The organism is Mesorhizobium sp. B2-3-7 (assembly GCF_006442695.1).
Lineage (GTDB): Bacteria > Pseudomonadota > Alphaproteobacteria > Rhizobiales > Rhizobiaceae > Mesorhizobium.
The window spans coordinates 1-13896 of sequence record NZ_VFVV01000014.1 but is presented as its reverse complement, the minus strand read 5'-3'; the positions used below and the strand labels follow the sequence as shown (position 1 = coordinate 13896).

12 protein-coding genes are annotated in these 13896 nt (G+C 62.8%); 5 read left to right on the top strand and 7 right to left on the bottom strand.

Going from position 1 to position 13896, the window contains the following annotated elements; genetic code table 11:
* Positions 1 to 59: 59 nt before the first annotated feature.
* Entirely contained in the window at positions 60 to 1913 is a 1854-nt protein-coding gene (locus FJ940_RS23710) for an AsmA family protein (RefSeq protein WP_140498521.1), read from the top strand.
* Positions 1914 to 2083: 170 nt separating this feature from the next.
* Here the strand turns inward: FJ940_RS23710 and FJ940_RS23705 are convergent, their stop codons facing one another.
* The 6 genes from FJ940_RS23705 to FJ940_RS23680 all read right to left on the bottom strand — a co-directional run bounded on the left by FJ940_RS23705 (position 2084) and on the right by FJ940_RS23680 (position 9069).
* Positions 2084 to 2902 (bottom strand): ABC transporter permease subunit, encoded by an 819-nt coding sequence (locus FJ940_RS23705; RefSeq protein ID WP_140513402.1) that lies wholly within the window; start codon positions 2900 to 2902, stop codon positions 2084 to 2086.
* Positions 2899 to 3864: an ABC transporter permease subunit gene (locus tag FJ940_RS23700; protein ID WP_140658107.1), complete on the bottom strand. Its 966-nt coding sequence runs from the start codon at positions 3862 to 3864 to the stop codon at positions 2899 to 2901. The genes FJ940_RS23705 and FJ940_RS23700 overlap by 4 nt, the downstream gene beginning before the upstream one ends.
* Before the next feature lie 9 nt (positions 3865 to 3873).
* Positions 3874 to 5016, bottom strand: coding sequence for an ABC transporter ATP-binding protein (locus FJ940_RS23695; RefSeq protein ID WP_140513400.1), 1143 nt, complete (start codon positions 5014 to 5016; stop codon positions 3874 to 3876).
* Positions 5017 to 5093: 77 nt separating this feature from the next.
* Entirely contained in the window at positions 5094 to 6191 is a 1098-nt protein-coding gene (locus FJ940_RS23690; RefSeq protein WP_140513398.1) for a polyamine ABC transporter substrate-binding protein, read from the bottom strand.
* 339 nt (positions 6192 to 6530) lie between these two features.
* Complete coding sequence (locus FJ940_RS23685; RefSeq protein ID WP_140525264.1) at positions 6531 to 7484, bottom strand: DMT family transporter; 954 nt, start codon at positions 7482 to 7484, stop codon at positions 6531 to 6533.
* A gap of 139 nt (positions 7485 to 7623) precedes the next feature.
* The gene (locus tag FJ940_RS23680) at positions 7624 to 9069 is read right to left on the bottom strand and encodes an XRE family transcriptional regulator (protein ID WP_140498527.1); all 1446 of its coding nucleotides are present in this window, start codon (positions 9067 to 9069) and stop codon (positions 7624 to 7626) included.
* 234 nt (positions 9070 to 9303) lie between these two features.
* On the opposite strand from FJ940_RS23680, the gene aceA reads away from it, so the two are divergent.
* The 3 genes from aceA (at position 9304) to FJ940_RS23665 (ending at position 11571) form a co-directional block, all read left to right on the top strand.
* Complete coding sequence (aceA, locus tag FJ940_RS23675) at positions 9304 to 10593, top strand: isocitrate lyase (protein ID WP_140498528.1); 1290 nt, start codon at positions 9304 to 9306, stop codon at positions 10591 to 10593.
* 52 nt (positions 10594 to 10645) lie between these two features.
* The gene (locus tag FJ940_RS23670) at positions 10646 to 10888 is read left to right on the top strand and encodes a hypothetical protein (RefSeq protein ID WP_140498529.1); all 243 of its coding nucleotides are present in this window, start codon (positions 10646 to 10648) and stop codon (positions 10886 to 10888) included.
* Between the two features lie 239 nt (positions 10889 to 11127).
* Positions 11128 to 11571, top strand: coding sequence for a response regulator (locus tag FJ940_RS23665; RefSeq protein WP_140498530.1), 444 nt, complete (start codon positions 11128 to 11130; stop codon positions 11569 to 11571).
* Positions 11572 to 11586: 15 nt separating this feature from the next.
* Here FJ940_RS23665 and FJ940_RS23660 read toward each other — a convergent pair whose 3' ends face one another.
* The gene (locus FJ940_RS23660) at positions 11587 to 12297 is read right to left on the bottom strand and encodes an HAD family hydrolase (RefSeq protein WP_140498531.1); all 711 of its coding nucleotides are present in this window, start codon (positions 12295 to 12297) and stop codon (positions 11587 to 11589) included.
* A gap of 140 nt (positions 12298 to 12437) precedes the next feature.
* On the opposite strand from FJ940_RS23660, the gene FJ940_RS23655 reads away from it, so the two are divergent.
* A complete protein-coding gene (locus FJ940_RS23655) occupies positions 12438 to 13874 on the top strand; it encodes a glutamine synthetase family protein (RefSeq protein ID WP_181168616.1) in 1437 nt (478 codons plus the stop codon).
* Positions 13875 to 13896: the final 22 nt, after the last annotated feature.

Here is a 13896-nt window from a genome sequence, read left to right as displayed (position 1 = left end):
GACGACCGGGTTTACACCCGCCGGACGATTTTTGTCGGAACGAAAGCATACGGGGCGATATGCCATCATCTTTGATCCGACGCGGAACATGGGCGATCGGCGCTGCCGTGATCGTCATCGCGCTGGTGGTCGCCGCCCTGCCGCTGATCGCTTCGACGCGTATCGTGCGCGATCGTATCGCCTGGGAATTGAGTGCCTGGAGCGGTTTCCGGGTTGCCATCGAAGGCTCGCCGCGCATCGAGGTCTGGCCGAACTTCCGGGCGATCCTGACGGATGTGACGCTTTCGAAGTGGACCGACGTCGACGCACCGCCGGTCGTCGAGGCCGAACGGGTCGAGGTCGACCTCTCGGCCATGGCGGCGCTGCGCGGCGACGTGGTGTTTTCCACGGCGCGGCTGGTGCGGCCGACGATCAGGGTCCAGCGCACGGCGAGCGGCCTGTTCCTGCCCACCGCTCCGACCGGCGGCCGCATCGCACGCGCCATCGACGTGGCGCGCGGCGTGGTCGGTGCGGACCCCGCCAAACCCGATCTTGACAAGCTACCGGCCGACACTTTCGGCACGGTGGAGTTCAGGGACGGCCGCATGGTGGCGTCCGTCAACGGCAAGGACGAAGAGGTGCTGAGTAGCCTGAGCGGCCAGGCGACATGGGCGGCGATGAACAGCAATGCGACGCTCTCGGCGACCGGCATCTGGCGCGGCGAAAGCGTCGCCGTGGATGCCGCATCGCCGAAGCCGCTGGTGTTGTTTGCCGGCGGCATGGCGCCGCTCACCCTGTCGTTCAAGGCGGCGCCCGCCACCTTCTCCTTCGACGGCACGGCCAGCATGTCCGAAAACGCCTATTTCGACGGCCAGGCCAAGTTTTCAGCGCCCTCGCTGCGGCGTGTGCTTGAATGGTCGCAGGCCGATATCGCGCCGGGCGCCGCGATCGGCTCCGTCAGCATCTCGAGCAAGGTGACCGCGACGGCGGGGCGCGTCAAATTCGAGAACACCGCACTCTCCCTCGACAATAACCCAGGCATGGGTGCGCTGGACCTGTCGCTTGGCGACGCACAGCCGGTGATCTCCGGCACGCTCGCCTTCGACACGCTCGATCTGAGGTCGTTCCTGTCCGCCTTCACGCCGCTCGGGCCGGCAAGCGGGGCAGGTCCGAGCGAAGTCGACACGAATTTCGCCGACCGGGTCAATCTCGACCTCAGGCTGTCGGCGGCGCACGCCACGGCAGGCTCCATCCAGCTTGCCGACGTCGCCGCCACGGCGCAGGTCAAGGATGGCCTGTCCGTTTTCGACATTTCCGATGCCTCGGCCTTTGGCGGCAACATCCAGAGCAGCCTTCGCTTCGACCGCAAGCCCGAGGGCAGCCAGGTCGAGATCCGGCTGCTGGCTTCCGATATCGATGGCGGCGCTTTCGGCACGGCGGCCGGGATGACGCGGCTGGTGCCGGTCGGCACGGGGACCGTGTCCGTCATCCTCAAAGGGCCCGGCAGGACCTGGGACTCGATCTTCGAAACCGCCGACGGCTCGGTTTCGGCGACCTTCGGGCCAGGCGCGCTCAGCAAATTCAACCTGCCGGCCTTTCTCAAGCATACCGAACAGGGCGGCTTCTTCGCACTTGACGACGTCTCGGACGGGACACTGCCGATCGATGGCGCCGAACTGAAGGCCACCATCTCGAAAGGCGTGGCGAGGCTGGACAAGGCCGAAGCCAATTCGGCGAAGTACAAGATCTGGCTTTCCGGCATCGCCTCCTATGCCGGACGGGGGCTGGCGCTGTCAGGCGGTGTCATCCAGCCGGACCAGGTCGCCACGCAGGCAAACGGCCAACAAGGCCCCAAGCAATCGTCCTTCTTCGTTGGGGGGACATGGAGCACGCCGTTCATTTCGCCGATCAACCGCGGCGTGTCGGGCGAATAAGCAGCCTTTCGGCCTCGTTGTTCAAGCATGATCTCTGGACAAACGGAACCGTTTGTCCGCGAAAACCGGTTCCCACTTTTCGGGATCATGCTCAGCCTATTCGGGCATGATCTCTGGACAAACGGAACCGTTTGTCCGCGAAAACCGGTGCCCACTTTTCGGGATCATGCTCAGCCGCGTTGGGCGGCCTGCTCGTCGCGCTGGCGCTGGACCTCGCGACGCTTGTTGGCAAGCGAAGCGACGATGACGCCGACCGCGACGACCGCGATCAGAATGGTGCAGGCGGCGTTGATCTCCGGCGTCACGCCGAGACGAACCTGGCTGTAGATCTTCATCGGCAGCGTGGTCGCACCCGGCCCCGAGGTGAAGCTGGCGATGACCAGGTCGTCGAGCGAGAGCGTGAAGGCAAGCATCCACCCCGACACGATCGCAGGCAGGATGACGGGCAGCGTGATCTGGAAGAATGTCTTGACCGGCGGCGCGCCGAGATCCATCGCCGCCTCCTCCAGCGAGCGGTCGAAGGAGACAAGGCGCGACTGCACGACCACGGCGACGAAGCACATCGTCAAGGTGGTGTGTGCGAGTGTGACGGTGAGGAAGCCCCGGTCGAGGCCGACAGCGACGAAGAGCAGCAACAGCGACAGGCCGGTGATGACTTCGGGCATGACCAAAGGCGCGAACACCATGCCGGAGAACAGTACCCTGCCCCGGAAACGCGTGTAGCGTGTCAGCGTCAGCGCCGCCAACGTGCCGAGCACGGTCGCCGCCGTGGCCGAAATGACGCCGACGCGCGCCGTCACCCAGGTGGCGTCCATGAGGCCCTGATTGTGGAACAGCGACACGTACCATTTGGTCGAAAAGCCGCCCCAGACGGTGACCAGCTTGGATTCGTTGAAGGAGAACACGATGAGCAGCACGATCGGCAAATAGAGGAAGGCGAAACCGAGCACGATCGAGGTGATGTTGAAGCGGCTCCAGCTGCTGTTCATTTGTCCTGCTCCTGCGCCTTCGCCTGGGCTTGCTGGAAGATCATGATCGGGACCGTCAGCAACAGCAGCAGGATGACCGCAACGGCTGAAGAGACCGGCCAGTCGCGATTGGCGAAGAACTCGTTCCACAACGTCTTGCCGATCATCAGCGTCTGCGAACCGCCAAGCAGATCGGGAATAACGAATTCGCCGACCGCCGGAATGAACACCAGCAGGCAGCCGGCGATGACGCCGGGCAATGACAGCGGGAACGTGATCTTCCAGAATGCACTGGTCGGCGGACAACCAAGGTCCTTGGCCGCCTCGATCAGCGAATAATCCATTTTTTCCAGCGACGAATAGAGCGGCAGCACCATGAACGGCAGGTAGGAGTAGACGATGCCGATGAAAATCGCCGTATAGGTGTTGAGGATGACCAGCGGCTGGTTGATCAGATGCAGCGACAGAAGCAACTGATTGAGCAGCCCCTCGGGCTTCAGGATGCCGATCCAGGCATAGACCCGGATCAGGAACGAGGTCCAGAACGGCAGGATGACCAGCATCAGCAAGGTCGGGCGGATCGTCGCCGGCGCGCGGGCTATGCCGTAGGCTATGGGATAGCCGACGATCAGCGTCAGCACGGTCGAGATCGCCGCGATGATCAAGCTGGTGACATAGGCGTTGAAGTAGAGCGCGTCCTGCGTCAGCCAGGCATAGTTGTCGAAGTTGAGATCGCGAAAGCCCGCGAAGAAGCCGGAGACGCCATCGCTGAAATCAAGCACCGGCGTATAGGGCGGCATGGCGATCGCCGTCTGCGACAACGAGATCTTGAAGACGATGATGAAGGGGACGAGGAAGAAGAACAGCAGCCAGAGATAGGGAATGAAGATGACGAGACGGTTGACGAAGCCGGCGCCCAGCCGCGCCAGCAACGGTTTTGCCGCGGCCGGTAGGGCGGCGTCGGTGGCGGCGATGTCGGACATGTCAGCCCCCTACCGCGTCAGTACGACGCCGGCATCCGGCCGAAAAGAGACCCAGGCGCGGTCGTTCCAGGTCAGCGGGTCCTCGGTGATGCGCGCCGCGTTCAAGGCGCTTGCCCGCACGAGTTGCCCGTCGTCCAGCCGGACGTGATAGACGGTCATGTCGCCGAGATAGGCGATGTCGTAAACCTCGCCCTCCAGCGCATTGACGCCATCGGCCGGCTTCTTGGACGACACCTTGATCTTCTCCGGCCTGATCGCGAAGACGATATCGGCGCCCGCGGCGGCGGCATTGCCGGCATTCTCGACGAGGATCTGGGCGCCGGTCGCTCCGGTGATGCGCGCCGTCTTGTCCGTCCGTTCGGCAACCTTGCCCTCGAACATGTTCACGTTGCCGACGAAATGCGCGACGAAGCGCGACGCCGGGGCCTCGTAGACTTCCGCCGGCGTCGCGACCTGCATGACCTCGCCCTTGTCCATGATGGCGATACGGTCGGCCATGGTCATGGCCTCTTCCTGGTCGTGGGTGACGACGACGAAGGTGAGGCCGAGTTCCTGCTGAAGGTCCATCAGTTCGAACTGCGTCTCCTCGCGCAGCTTCTTGTCGAGCGCGCCGAGCGGCTCGTCGAGCAGCAGCACCTTCGGCCGCTTGGCGACCGAACGGGCGAGCGCGACACGTTGGCGCTGGCCGCCGGAGAGCTGGTGCGGCTTGCGCTTGGCGAACTGCTCGAGCTTGACCAGCTTGAGCATCTCGGCGACGCGCTTTTCGACGTCTGGCTTGGCCATCCCTTCCTGCTTGAGGCCGAAGGCGATGTTGTTCTCCACAGTCATATGCGGAAACAGGGCATAGGACTGGAACATCATGTTGACCGGCCGGCGATAAGGCGGGATGCCGCGCAGATCCTGGCCGTCGAGCAGGATGCGGCCGGCCGTCGGCTCCTCGAAGCCGGCGAGCATCCTGAGCAGCGTCGATTTTCCGCAACCGGAGGCGCCGAGCAGGGCGAAGAACTCGCGCTCGAATATGGTCAGCGAGAGATTGTTCACGGCGGTGAAGTCGCCGAACTTCTTGGAGACGTTGTCGAACTGAATGTATGGCTTGGCGTTCGGATCGTTCCAAGGCGCGAAATCCCTGCGGATGCTGCCAAGCGATTTCATGTGCCACTCCGCTGCTGTTTTGCCCCATCGAAAAGAAGGAGACCCGGCAGGGTGACTGCCGGGCCTCCTCGGACTGACTACTGACCGGTGACGATTTTGGTCCAGGTGCGCGTAATGACGCGCTGGGTCTTGGGATCGTAGGGCGAGATCGTAAAGAGCTTCTGCAAGGTCGCGGCGTCCGGGTAGACAGCGGGATCCTCCAGAAGCGCCTTGTCTACGAATTGTTGGGAAGCCTTGTTGCCGTTGGCATAGAGCACGGCGTTCGACGATTTGGCGATCACCTCCGGCTTCATCATATAGTTCAGGAACTCATGCGCCTCGGCGACATGCGGCGCATCGGCAGGGATTGCCATCTGGTCGAACCACATTTCGGCGCCTTCCTTCGGCACGGCGTAGCCGATCTCGACGCCCTGCTTGGCCTCCTCGGCGCGGTTGCGCGCCTGGAACACGTCGCCCGACCAGCCAACCGCCAGGCAGATATCGCCATTGGCCAGAGCGTTGATGTATTCGGAGGAATGGAACTTCCTGATGTAGGGCCTGATCTTCATCATCAATTCCTCGGCCTTGGCAAAATCGTCCGGCGACGTGGTCTCAGGATTGATGCCGAGATATTTGAAGGCGGTGGGGAAGATGTCGGTCGGCGAATCCAGGACATAGACGCCGCAATCCTTCAGTTTGGCCAGCTTTTCCGGATTGAAGAACACGTCCCAGCTGTCGATCTTGTCGGTGCCGAGCGCTGCCTGCACCTTCTTGATGTTGTAGCCGAGGCCGACCGTGCCCCACATGTAATTGATCGAATATTCATTGCCGGGATCGTATTTGGCGGTCCGTTCCGAAACCGTGTCCCACATGTTGGAGAGGTTCGGCAGTTTCGACTTGTCGAGCTTCTGGAACACGCCGGCCTGGATCTGGCGGGCAAGAAAATTGCCGCTCGGCACGACGACGTCATAGCCGCTGCCGCCGGCAAGCAATTTGGTTTCCAGGATCTCATTGGAATCGAACGTGTCGTAGACCACCTTGATGCCGGTCTGCTTGGTGAAATCGTCGATGACCGTGGGGTCTATATAGTCCGACCAGTTGAAGACATTGACGACGCGGTCCTCGGCGTGGCCGCCGAGCGTAAAGAGCGCCAGAAATGCCGAAGTCGCCGAAAGCCAGAGCGCTTTGCGGATCATGCTATTCTCCTTTGGTGAGTGTTCCATCGCCGGCGCGTCGCGGTATCCGCGCGGCCGGGCATTTGCTTCAGACTATTGAGCTTTCCAGGAGGCGACAAGCGCCAATTGCCGCGCCGCCGGCTGTCGCAAGCGATGCTCGCGCGCCACTGTCCTGGGCTGGAAGGAGTCGCCGCATCGTCAGAAGCTTTCGCCGCCGCGCAGGCAGAAATACTGGGATGTGATCCGGTCTCGATCGGGTCGCCGGGGAGACTTGGCAAGATAAGCCTGTCTTGTTGTTGCCGTGGTCCCAGCCTGCCCGCGCGGCAGCGAACTTGTCAATGGCAAAGCTAGGGCGCCGCATCAATTCGGCGACGGCACGCCGGTGACCCCTGCCCTGACTGGCCGCGTCTGTCGCTTGAACTCCAGTCCGATATGGACGAGCAGCGCCGTGACCACCACCGCGCCGCCGACGATGGTGCGGCCCGACGGCACCTCGGAGTGGATCAGCCACACCCATATCGGCCCGAGGATCGGCTCGAACGTACCCAACAGCGCGGCGACGGCGGCCGGGATCAGCCTCGCGCCGGTGGCGAAGAAAGCGAGGCCAAGGCCCAGATTAACCACCCCGAACACGAAGAGAAAACCCATGTCGATGCCCGATACGGCGAAGGTCGAAGCCTGCGAGGCGGCAAAACCCGCCGCCAGGATCGTGCCGAGGCAGGTCGCCGGCGTCATGCGCACGCTGGAAAAGCGCCGGGTGATGACCGTGGCGATCGAGAACATGACGGCGATCAGCAGCGCCAGCCCGTCGCCCATGGGCGAAACGGCGCCATCGAGCGATTCCGACACCATGATGGCGACACCGGCGATGACGGCGGCAATCGCCAGCCAGGTCGCGACCGCCACTCTTTCGCGAAAGAGCGCCCAGGCAAACAGCGCCGCAAGCAGCGGCACGCCGGCCTGCATCAACAGGATGTTGGCGACGGTGGTGTAGGCAAGCGCCACGACAAAAGAGGTCGACGCGGTGGCGAAGCAGAAGCCCACGGCAAGGCCAGGCAGGCCCATGCCGCGAAACGACCTCAGCATGCCGCGCCAGCCGTCACGCCAGACCATGAAGCAGAGCAGGAAGGCGGCCGCCCACACGGAACGCCAGAACACCACCGTCCAGCTGTCGCCGGCGGTGATGAAGCGGGCGATCGTGCCGCCGAAACTCCACATCAATGCCGACAGGAACACGAGCAGGAAGCCGATGCGCTCCTCCCGCTGCGGGACGGTCGATGAACGAGCGATCGGCGATGATGCTGTGTCGGTCATGGGTACGACTGTCGATGTTTGAGAACGGCACAATGCGCAAGGGACGACAAAAACGTACCTCATTCGCGTAACGCAAAGGCGCGTGCCCGGCGTGATCCAGAGACCGCCGGCGATTGTGGCAAGTCCGCCTTGCGAAGCGTCACTGGAAATCGAAGGCGCTCAGGCCTGTCACCATCTCGTCGAGGCCAAGCGGGCGCGTCACCGGCGGCTCGGCGCGCGTCAGGCAGCCGACGCGCTCGCAAAGCCGGCAGGCGGGCCCGACCGGCGTCGCCGCTACCGCGCCAGCTCCGCCTTTTCCGGCCGTCGGGCCGGGAAGTGCCGCACCGTAGACGATGTCGTCGCGAAAGCCGATGTCGCACCCCAGCAGCAGCGCAGTACGGCGCGGCCGCTCGGAGAACGCGCCTTGCGGCCCCTCCAGCGTGCGGGCGATGCAGAGGAACTCGGCGCCGTCGGGCATTTCCACCGCTTCCACGAAAATCTGGCCGGGCTGGCTGAAGGCGACGTGCACGGGAAGCTTGGGACAAGCGCCACCGAAGCGGCTTTGCGGAAAGCCCAGGCTGCCGGCTTTGCGGAAGCGATTGCCGGCATTGTCGATCTCCAGCATGAAGAACGGCACGGCCGAGGCGCCTTGCCGCTGCAGCGTGGTCAGCCGGTTGGCCGCCTGCTCGAAGGAAACGCCGAAGCGCGAGCGCAGCACGTCGATATCGTAGCGGGCACGAACGGCCGCCGCGTGGAAAGCCTGGTAAGGCATCATCAGCGCATGCGCCGCGTAGCGCCCGAGTTCGAACCGCGCGAGGCGGCGGGCCTCATCTGTGGACAGTTTCAACGCCTGGATCTCGCCGGCTATCGCGACGGTCATGCGGATCAGGCATGCCTCCATCGCCATTTCGCGTAACTGGTCGAACGGCGACAGGCGCTCGGACAGGAACAGGCGCTGCGAATGGCGATCGTAACGGCGGCGCCAGTTCGGCATGGTGGCGACCGGCAGCACCTTGACGACGATGCCGTATTCGCGCTTCAGCCAGCCCTTCAGCGCAGCAGACAAATCATCGCCGGGATCGAGCACCGAAGTGAACGCTTCCGCCTCTTCCTCGATATGCGCAAAATGGTTCGGCCGACGCTCGAAAATCTCATGCACCTCGTCGATCGGCAGGCGGGCGCTGGAAAGCGCCGTCACCCGCCCCTCGCGCGCAAGAAGCTCGTTGAGATCGGACAGGCGCTCGGCCTGTTCGCGATAGGCACGGAACAGTTTTATCACGGCCGCGGAGGCATTGGGCGCGGCTTCGGCAAGCTCGATCAGTTCCTGGTCTCCCGGCAATTCGCCAGCCAGCAGCGGATCGGCAAACACTTCCCTCAAGGCCGCGACAGAGCCGCCCGCTTCGCCCTGCAGCTCATGCGGATCGACCTTGTAGACGGACGCCAGCTTCAGGATCAACTGCACCGTCAGCGGCCGCTGGTTGCGCTCGATCAGGTTGAGATAGGATGGCGAGATGCCGAGGCCTTCGGCCATTGCCGTCTGGGTCAGGCCCTTGGCGTTGCGGATGCGGCGGATACGCGGCCCGGCAAATATCTTCTGGTCGGCCATAGGGCTCCTTGACAGGAATTTACATTGCCGTCGCTGCTACGCTTCCATGCGATTTTTACAATAATTACAAATTTACCTCGCCTATCTGTCAAACACAATACAGATTTTCCCTTATTGACGGCCTGACTCTTCGATTTCCATGGTTCTTTTCGCCTCGCGCTGTAAATTCGGTCACATTCGAACGCGGCGAGGAATGCCGCCGAGCCGCAAAGAAACAATCCTCCGGAGTAGAGCATGACTGATTTTTACAACCTCGTCCCCTCGGCCCCCGAGGGCCGCTTCGATGGCATCGAACGCCCCTATTCGCCGGAGGATGTGACGCGACTGCGCGGCTCGGTGCAGATCCGCCAGAGCCTGGCGGAAATGGGCGCCAACCGGCTGTGGAAGCTCATCCACGAGGAGGACTTCGTCAACGCGCTCGGCGCCATGTCCGGCAACCAGGCCATGCAGCAGGTGCGCGCCGGGCTGAAGGCGATCTACCTGTCTGGCTGGCAGGTCGCCGCCGACGCCAACACCGCCTCGGCCATGTATCCGGACCAGTCGCTCTACCCGGCCAACGCTGCCCCCGAACTCGTCAAGCGCATCAACCGCACCTTGCAGCGCGCCGACCAGATCGAAACCTCCGAAGGCAAGGGGCTTTCGGTCGATACCTGGTTCGCGCCTGTTGTCGCCGATGCCGAAGCCGGTTTCGGTGGGCCCCTCAACGCTTTCGAGATCATGAAGGCGTTCATCGAGGCAGGTGCCGCCGGCGTCCATTACGAGGATCAATTGGCATCGGAAAAGAAGTGCGGCCATCTCGGCGGCAAGGTGCTGATCCCTACCGCGGCCCACATCCGCAACCTCAATGCCGCACGCCTGGCAGCCGACGTGATGGGCACGCCCACCCTGGTCGTGGCGCGCACGGACGCGGAAGCGGCAAAGCTGCTCACCTCCGACATCGACGAGCGCGACCAGCCCTTCGTCGACTACGACGCCGGCCGCACGGTGGAAGGCTTCTACCAGGTGAGGAACGGTATCGAGCCCTGCATCGCGCGCGCCGTCGCCTACGCTCCCCACGCCGACCTGATCTGGTGCGAAACCTCGAAGCCCGACCTGGCGCAGGCGAGGAGATTTGCCGAGGGCGTGCACAGGCATCACCCCGGCAAGCTGCTGGCCTATAATTGCTCGCCTTCGTTCAACTGGAAGAAGAACCTCGACGACGCCACCATCGCCAGGTTCCAGAAAGAGCTCGGCGCCATGGGCTACAAGTTCCAGTTCATCACGCTGGCCGGTTTCCACCAGCTCAATTACGGCATGTTCGAACTCGCCCGCGGCTACAAGGAGCGGCAGATGGCAGCCTATTCGGAGTTGCAGGAAGCCGAGTTCGCGGCGGAGGCCAACGGCTACACCGCGACCAAGCACCAACGCGAGGTCGGCACCGGCTATTTCGATGCCGTGTCGATGGCGATCACCGGCGGACGGTCATCGACCACGGCCATGCATGAATCGACCGAGCACGCCCAGTTCAAACCGGCTGCGGAATAGCAAACCAGGGATCTCGGCAAACGCCCAAGGGCATACAGCAAGGAGAAGACCAATGGCATCGATAAGCCGCGTCAAGGAACGGGCCGAAGAGCAGTCGACCACGATGAGCATCGACCAGCAAGCGACGATCCGCATGCTGGCCAACGATCTGCACCGGCTCAACCAGTCGGTGATGAAGGCGGTGGAAGCCGGCGTCTCGGTCGAGCTGGTGCGCTCGGCACGACACCATGGCGGCGACGGCAATTGGGGGGACCTGTTGATCCCGGTCATCGTCACGCAGCAAAGCCATGGCTGATCGAAGATCGCGCAGGCCCGCCTCTCACCTGCGCAGTGTATGCGCAGGTGAATTTTATTTTCATGCAACCAAGGAATGGACAGAGCAGTACAGTACTGTTGCTTGAATTGACTGCTGCGGGAATGCTTTCCCCAGCTTTTTATTTCGGCTTGACAGGGACCGCGATCTCACGCCAATTGTCGCCTGATTTCAACTCTGCATTGAAATGGGACGAGTTTCTTGGCTGACTTGGGTGCCCAGTGAAGCGTGACGACGAAAGCGCGAGACATCCGAATCTGGTGAGCCGGGATTCAGCCACGGAGACGATCCGTCAGACCTCGCAGGTGCTCGTTGTCGGCAAGTCGCCGATCAATCGGGTGGTGATTTCCAAGATCGTCGAGCGGTCCGGGCTCAAGCCGATCTCGGAATCACCCGACATGGCGGCGAAGACCTTGCGCTTGCTGGTCCTGGCCGTGATTGTCCTGGACGGCGGCGCCGATAACAGGGACTGCGACACTCTGATGCCCGGCATCGAGATGTTGCGGCGGGCTTCGGGTAAATCGCTCCCGCCCGTGGTACTGCTTTCAACCAAGAACGGCACGCCGGAGAGCCTTGGCCTTTCAAACGTCGTCGACGCGGTGGTGGCCAAACCGATTACGCCCGAGCGCTTGCAGCCGGTGATTGATCGGCTGGTCAACCGCTGAAGGCGGCAAGCAAGCCTATCCGGCGAGGCTTTCGATCAGTTCGGGCAGTTGTCCGAGATCGGAGATCTGCCGGAAGCGCGGTTCGGCAATGGGCGCTTCGACATGTTCAAGCACCCAGGTCAATTCATGCGGCACATGAACGCCCCAGCCGCCGGCCTCGATGGCCGGCACCACATCGGACTTCAGCGAATTGCCGACCATCATGCTCCTGGCCGGGCCGTCGCCATGGCGACTGAAAACGCGCGCATAAGTAGCCGCGTTCTTGTCGCTGACGATCTCGATCGCGTCGAACAGATCGCCGAGGCCGGACCCGGCCAGCTTGCGTTCCTGGTCGAACAAATCACCCTTGGTGATCAGCACGAGGCGATAGGCGCCGGCGAGCCGTTCCACCGTCTCGCGCGCATGCGGCAAGACCTCGATCGGGTGGCTCAGCATCTCGCGGCCGGCGCCGAGGATCTCCGATATGACCGAAGCCGGGACGCGGGCTTGCGTGACCTCGATCGCCGTCTCGATCATCGACAGCGTGAAGCCCTTGATGCCGAAACCGTAGACGGCAAGATTGCGTCTCTCCGCCTCCAGCAGCCGTGCCGAGATATGTTCCTCTTCGCCGTGATCGGCAAGCATGGCGGCAAAGCGCTTCTCGGTCATGCGGAAGAACTGTTCGTTCTGCCACAGCGTATCGTCGGCATCGAAGCCTATGGTGGTCAGTTCGCCGGTCTTCTGCATCGACGCATCTCATATGTGAACGAGGCTGAACCTAGTCTCGCAGCCGCGATTTTCAACCGCAACGGCCAATGCCGGCTGCTCCCCTTCCCTTCGGTCGCCGGGCACAGCTATACTCCTAAATCCGCAACCCAATCTGGTGAATGATGCCGCCTGCAAAAAAGGAAGTCCGTCCGTCGAGCCGCGGAGGGCGCGCCCGCACGCCTGCCTTCGTGAAAAACCTGCGTGGTGTGAAGAACTGGAAGGAAGTCAGCGAATGGCTGCAATGGCGCGGCATCGAAGACATCGAATGCATTACGCCTGACCAGGCCGGCGTTGCCCGCGGCAAGATGATGCCGTCAAAGAAATTCACCTCCAACACCTCGCTGGCGCTGCCTTCAGCCGTATTCATGACCACCATCTCAGGCGGCTATCCCGAAGACGGCAACGGCTTCCATTATCCGGAGGACGACGGCGACCTCAAGCTCATGCCGGACCTGTCGACGCTGACGGTGGTGCCTTGGGAGGAAGACCCGACGGCGGCCGTCATCTGCGACCTCGTCCACCAGGACGGCCGTTCGGTGGAATTCACGCCGCGCAACGTGTTGAAGCGTGTTCTGGCCGCCTATGACAGGCGCGGGCTGAAACCGGTGGTGGCGCCCGAGATCGAATTCTATCTGGTGCGCAAAAACCCGGATCCGGATTACCCGCTGACGCCGCCCGTCGGCCGTTCGGGGCGGGCGATCGGCGGCGGCGCCGGTTATTCGATCGCCGGCGTCAACGAGTTCGACGAGCTGATCGACGACATCTATCATTTTTCCGAAAGCCAGGGCCTGGAGATCGACACGCTCATCCATGAAGAGGGCGCCGGCCAGCTCGAGATCAATTTGCGCCACGGCGATCCCGTCGAACTCGCCGACCAGGTGTTCATGTTCAAGCGCACTATTCGCGAGGCGGCGCTGAAACACGAAATCTACGCCACCTTCATGGCCAAGCCGATCCAGGGTCAGCCGGGCTCCGCCATGCACATCCATCAGTCGATCATCGACAAGAAGACGGGCAAGAACATCTTCTCGGCCGAGGACGGCTCGGAAACCGAGGACTTCTTCCATTTCATCGGGGGCATGCAGAAGCATGTGCCGAACGCGCTGGTCATGTTTGCGCCCTACGTCAATTCCTACCGCCGGCTGACGCAGTCCGCCTCGGCTCCGGTCAACAACAAATGGGGCTACGATAATCGCACAACGGCATTCCGCGTGCCGCGCTCGGATCCGGCGGCGCGGCGCGTCGAAAACCGCATCCCCTCCTCCGACGCCAATCCCTATCTGGCAATGGCCGCTTCGCTCGCCTGCGGGCTGATCGGCATCACCAACAAGATCAAGGCCGAACCTCCGGTGCTGACCACCGCCAATGCCGACGAGATCGACCTGCCGCGCAGCCTGCTCGAAGCCGTCGACCTGTTCGAGGGGGACGAGGAACTCTGCGCGCTTTTGGGCAAGTCCTTCGCCGCGACCTATGCGGCGATCAAGCGCGCGGAATTCGAGACGTTCATGGAAGTGATCAGTCCTTGGGAGAGGGAGTATTTGTTGCTGAATGTGTAGGGGAGTAGGGGAGTAGGGGAGT

Excerpts from the sequence above, each read along its gene's own strand:
- FJ940_RS23710 (WP_140498521.1), top strand. The coding sequence starts at position 60 with ATGCCATCATCTTTGATCCGACGCGGAACATGGGCGATCGGCGCTGCC.
- FJ940_RS23705 (WP_140513402.1), bottom strand. The coding sequence starts at position 2,902 with ATGAACAGCAGCTGGAGCCGCTTCAACATCACCTCGATCGTGCTCGGT.
- FJ940_RS23700 (WP_140658107.1), bottom strand. The coding sequence starts at position 3,864 with ATGTCCGACATCGCCGCCACCGACGCCGCCCTACCGGCCGCGGCAAAA.
- FJ940_RS23695 (WP_140513400.1), bottom strand. The coding sequence starts at position 5,016 with ATGAAATCGCTTGGCAGCATCCGCAGGGATTTCGCGCCTTGGAACGAT.
- FJ940_RS23690 (WP_140513398.1), bottom strand. The coding sequence starts at position 6,191 with ATGATCCGCAAAGCGCTCTGGCTTTCGGCGACTTCGGCATTTCTGGCG.
- FJ940_RS23685 (WP_140525264.1), bottom strand. The coding sequence starts at position 7,484 with ATGACCGACACAGCATCATCGCCGATCGCTCGTTCATCGACCGTCCCG.
- FJ940_RS23680 (WP_140498527.1), bottom strand. The coding sequence starts at position 9,069 with ATGGCCGACCAGAAGATATTTGCCGGGCCGCGTATCCGCCGCATCCGC.
- aceA (WP_140498528.1), top strand. The coding sequence starts at position 9,304 with ATGACTGATTTTTACAACCTCGTCCCCTCGGCCCCCGAGGGCCGCTTC.
- FJ940_RS23670 (WP_140498529.1), top strand. The coding sequence starts at position 10,646 with ATGGCATCGATAAGCCGCGTCAAGGAACGGGCCGAAGAGCAGTCGACC.
- FJ940_RS23660 (WP_140498531.1), bottom strand. The coding sequence starts at position 12,297 with ATGCAGAAGACCGGCGAACTGACCACCATAGGCTTCGATGCCGACGAT.
- FJ940_RS23655 (WP_181168616.1), top strand. The coding sequence starts at position 12,438 with ATGATGCCGCCTGCAAAAAAGGAAGTCCGTCCGTCGAGCCGCGGAGGG.